The 4,751-nt window shown below is 30.0% G+C and carries 5 protein-coding genes; 1 reads left to right on the forward strand and 4 read right to left on the reverse strand.

The annotated features are described in order from the left end of the window. Positions 1 to 1,113: sigma-70 family RNA polymerase sigma factor (locus V6U76_RS04535; RefSeq protein ID WP_333023905.1), on the forward strand; the 1,113-nt coding region annotated here is incomplete at its 5' end. Positions 1,114 to 1,139: 26 nt separating this feature from the next. On the opposite strand, the gene virB9 is transcribed toward V6U76_RS04535, so the two are convergent. From virB9 to V6U76_RS04555, 4 genes are all read right to left on the reverse strand, one after another. Continuing rightward, positions 1,140 to 1,952 carry a P-type conjugative transfer protein VirB9 gene (gene virB9 / locus V6U76_RS04540; RefSeq protein WP_333023907.1) on the reverse strand — a complete coding sequence of 271 codons (813 nt, stop codon included), beginning with the start codon at positions 1,950 to 1,952 and terminating at the stop codon, positions 1,140 to 1,142. Positions 1,953 to 1,982: 30 nt separating this feature from the next. Beyond that, positions 1,983 to 2,678, reverse strand: a complete 696-nt coding sequence (locus V6U76_RS04545; RefSeq protein ID WP_333023909.1) for a VirB8/TrbF family protein — start codon at positions 2,676 to 2,678, stop codon at positions 1,983 to 1,985. A gap of 292 nt (positions 2,679 to 2,970) precedes the next feature. Next, positions 2,971 to 3,801: a hypothetical protein gene (locus V6U76_RS04550; protein ID WP_333023911.1), complete on the reverse strand. Its 831-nt coding sequence runs from the start codon at positions 3,799 to 3,801 to the stop codon at positions 2,971 to 2,973. A 44-nt stretch (positions 3,802 to 3,845) separates the two neighbouring features. Next, positions 3,846 to 4,193, reverse strand: coding sequence for a hypothetical protein (locus V6U76_RS04555; protein ID WP_333023913.1), 348 nt, complete (start codon positions 4,191 to 4,193; stop codon positions 3,846 to 3,848). Positions 4,194 to 4,751: the final 558 nt, after the last annotated feature.

A 4,751-nucleotide genomic window follows, 5' to 3' on the forward strand; every position in this document is an offset into this window, starting at 1 on the left:
AACGAAATATTACTACTGAGCAGCAGGAAGAAATTTTCTGGTATTGATTATAATGAACTAGAGTACGAAAATTTACATGATCAGATTTGGTCTACAATATTACAGATTAAACTCAGTGATACTGCTGTATCTCGTATTACAGAAGAGCTTTATTCTATAAATAAACGTATTGTATCTGAAGAAGTAAATCTTATTGCTGAAGCTACAAAGCTTGGTATAGATAGGAAAATTTTTCTTGAGGAGTATCGTGGTACTTTGCCTCAAATTTTATTAAAAAAGTTTCCTGCACTAGCTCAAAATATAGAAAATATTGCTTTAATTTTAGGTAATGATGATGTACAGGAATTTAAAGAATTAATCCTGAAGATACAAAAGCATAACCGTGAAATTTCATCAGCCAAGAAGGTAATGACCCAAGCTAATCTTAGGTTAGTTGTCTCTATTGCTAAAAAGTATTCAAATCGTGGATTACCTTTTCTTGATTTAATACAAGAAGGGAATATTGGGCTTATGAAAGCAGTAGATAAGTTTGACTATAAACGGGGGTATAAATTTTCAACTTATGCAACTTGGTGGGTAAGACAATCAATTAGCAGAGCAATACCAGAGCAAGCTAAGATAGTTAGGGTACCTGTGCATATGGTTGAAAACATCAGTAAGATAAATAAGGTCTTAAGGCAAATGACTCATGAGATGGGGAGAGAGCCATCAATGGAGGAGCTCTCTGTAAGAGTTGAAATGCCAGTTGACAGAATACGTAAAGTTTTGAAGATAGTAAAAGACCCTGTAAGTCTTGACATGCCTACAGGTAAAGACGATAGCAGTACTGTTGGTGACTGTGTAGAAGATAAACGAGTGTCAAAGCCTGAGGATTTTGCAATCCTTGCAGACTTACGTGATATTACCACCGGTATACTTGCAACTTTAATGCCAAAAGAGGAGAGAATTTTAAGAATGCGTTTTGGTCTTGGGAAAAACGGAAAGGAGTATACTCTAGAAGAAGTAGGCAAAATTTTTAAAGTAACACGTGAGAGAATTAGACAGATAGAAGCAAAAGCCTTACGCAAGCTAAAACATCCTAAACGCCTTCGCAGGCTTAAGGGAGTTATTTAAATACAACAATAAACTAAGACTCTATACTACTTTAGCTTCTTCTTAAATGGCATCTCTTCATTAAATAAACACACTGTGCTTGAACCATTTCTTAAAGTAAATACCGAACTTACTCTTTCTATTATAATATAATCATTAACAGCACGAAAGTTAATTAAAGATTCATAACCTTTGTTATCAACAACAAATATTGCAGGTACATCTGTATTTGCTTTGTTAAATTGTAAGTATGTGAATTTTCCATCATCAAATACTTTAATAGGTATAATGGAATCACTTCCTTCAGTGTGTGACATGGAATAATTAAAATTTAAACCTTTCTTTGCAACATCAATATCACTAACATCAGGAATAAAAGTTTTATCAGAATGTTCAAAGATATCACTTGCTGTACTTGTATAAATATCATCACCAATTATCGATGGATAAATAAATCTTACTTCATATGCAAGTTTCGGATCATCTAGCCCTGTTGCCTCTTCTGCATGCAATTCAAAATAATATATCCTCTTATTAGTAATAATGGTTGCATTTGTATTTGCTAAATCATCTATAGGTTTTATAAATAATCTATTATTCTGAGGTACAATTTGCCAACCAGTTGAATCACCCATTGAAATAGTTTGTATTACTTCTCCAGGTTCAAATAGTATGCTAGACTGATACCCATAAAAGCCTACATATTTGTGTATAGCTTGTGGATTATAACTTATTACTTTTATATGATCATCTGCAGCTATTGACCTTGCTTCTTGTTTTGCATTGATATTAGTACTGTAAAATACCGATGTAATATAGAATAATATACTAACTATAATTTTAGGTAGAAAAGTACTCATCATTTTGTCATTTATAAAAACTTTATTACATTATTGTATATATTGATAATCAATAATAGTAAATTTAAAAGGTACTACACCTTTTAAACTCATTTGTAAATTAGATAAAGAAAATTTAACTTGAATAGTATAGTTAGTAGTTTTATTGTTTCTTTCTTTAACCGTACTATCTATAACAGCTGTGCCAAGCACGGTTACCAAGCTATCATGAAATTGATCAATAAAAATTTTTGTAACATTAACATTTGTTACTTTTTTTAATGTTCGATAATCATTAGAAATTTTTTGTTGAAAGTTTTCATATATCCTATGTACAGAATTATTTTTAATAAAATTGTCTTGATAAGATAGATTTTCAGCAGGAGAATAAGATTCATATAACATGACATACTTTTGTAACAGGTAGTCTGCTATTAAAGCATACTCATTTTTCTTATGTTTTGTTTTATTAAGTTTATGAACGATAGAAAACTCACCATCTGAATGATCTACATATCGCACAAAATTAGAAACTCTATTTGCCGGAAATAATACAAATATATTCAACAATAAAAAACACATGCAGATTATAAGAAACAACACTGCAATTAATAACTGAAACCTTTCTATTGCGACATATAAATGTCTATAACAATACCACTCTAGTGCTTTGTCAAAGTAACTCACATTCTTTGTTGGCTCCAGCAAAAGATCCTTTTTATTATCCATGTATATATTAGTTGGCAAAATATATTATAGATAATTATAACAGTTTTTATAGGCAAGCAAGTAAATAAATGAAGCATTGGATATTCAATTATTGCATTTTTCAATAATATGCTTTGGTAAAGTTTTGCAATAACATTCTGAAAACATAAGTTTTATATCAAATTTAAATAGATAACCGCTTTTTCATTCAAATAGTTTTTGGATTGAAGCGCTCATCTATTCTCTTTCTTTTGTATTAAAAGAAATAAATGTTCCATTTTCATGCAATATTTTCTCTTAAATAATACAAAGGTATAGAACGGCTAGAAGCTTAGCTTCTGCTATTTATGCAATGAGAACAACATTGCACTACGCTAACTTCTTCTAAAACACTAAACGGCTCTCTTTGCTCACCAGTTGTCTTTTCCTGAACAAAACTTCTAGCCCTATCAATAATCCTTTCTAAATGTTTTACTTCTTTTAATTTCTCATAGTATTTTGAGAAAGTTTTACAGTTCTCATCATTCATGCTAACCATTATTGTACCAAAGTTCAATGCATTGTTCTTAGGTTCATGAGCTTTTCTGGAATATAAAGTCATTTCAAGTACTTCTTCACCAAAACGAATAGTCATCTTTAATTTACCTTTCATGTCATGGTATTGCCCATTATATAGCCGTATTATATTATCCCCATCCCCCATACGTAAAGCTCCATATTTTATGTCTTTAAACTCTTGAGAATTTAAAAATTTTTGAGGTGCTACAATACTACTTTCTTGGTACCACACACAATAGTAACTATTATCTCTTTCAACCACTACATTTTCCTTTTTATCATTCACAATGCTTGCTACCGCAACTTTCTCTAACCCTAATAAATATTCTTCACGCTCTTTTATTACGGACTCATCGACTTTGGTGATTTCTAAAATCTTTTTTCCTATAAAAACACCTGTTTTTATAGAGTCATTTATTTCTTTTTCAAGAATAGACAATTTTTCTCTAATTACTTTTTCACTAGGAAGAGATGATTTATGTGCTTCAATATATCCTTTAATTAGATTTGTATTCTTTATTAGATAACCAATAAACGATATACCTTTTTTTCCTTTTTCATTTTGTTCATCAGATAATGACCCGTAGACTAAATCATAAGGCATACCAAACATGATTTCATCTATGTGTGCTTGGTGTGTTATTTCAATTAATTCATTAAAATTTCTTTACCTATGAAACTACCTGTTTTGATAGCATTATTTACATATTTTTTAAGAGAAGTTAGCTTATCTTTTTGGTTCTGATTAAGATCAGGAATACGCTTTTCAATTAAAATAATACTACTTATTACACGATCAAGAAATGACCTATCTTGTTTCTCTTCTTCCTCAGAAGATGACTCATCAGGAAAAGGAACACAAGCACCCAATATGATTTTTTTTGTTTTTGCAAGTTCTATTACTTCTTCCAAATCATTCAGTATTTTTGTTACATCATCATTCTTAGAAAGAACACTGCATTTTGCTTCTATTTTTTTTATTTCATTTAGCTTCATTTTATCCCCCTTTTTAATTTATTTATGTTGCACCATACTTAAATCTTCATGTCTTTTAAACATTATGGACTTATATATTAATGTTTTTAATGTGCTTCTTCACAAAATTTTATTTCTTTACTTAAAATAATAATCCTCAAAAAATTATGTGAAAATAACATAAAATTATGTGAAAATAACATATACTGAAGCCAGTATAATCATGTAATTTGTAAAGTCAACAGCTTAATTAGAAAATTATACTTTATTTTTATAATGCATGTTAACATGCTAAAATTAGCTATAATAGGCTTTTTAGCAGATGCAAGCAAGTCAATTCTGCTTAACAGTTTGGACAGTAATTAAAGTTATAACAGTCTGCATATTTATAAAAAATGCACTACTGCTACGTATAAAGTAGCAATAGTGCTATTACTAAAAATTAGCGATTCTGTCCAACAGCATCTTGCAGAGGCTGTGTGTCTGTATCTGCTAATTTTGTTGATGGATGTATTATTACTACTTCTCTTGAAGAGGTAGTCCGAGTTGCTAAAGGTTCACAGCTAGGTTCAAGTGAAG

The sequence above is a fragment of the Wolbachia endosymbiont of Pentidionis agamae genome, assembly GCF_036711655.1.
Lineage (GTDB): Bacteria > Pseudomonadota > Alphaproteobacteria > Rickettsiales > Anaplasmataceae > JAZHPY01.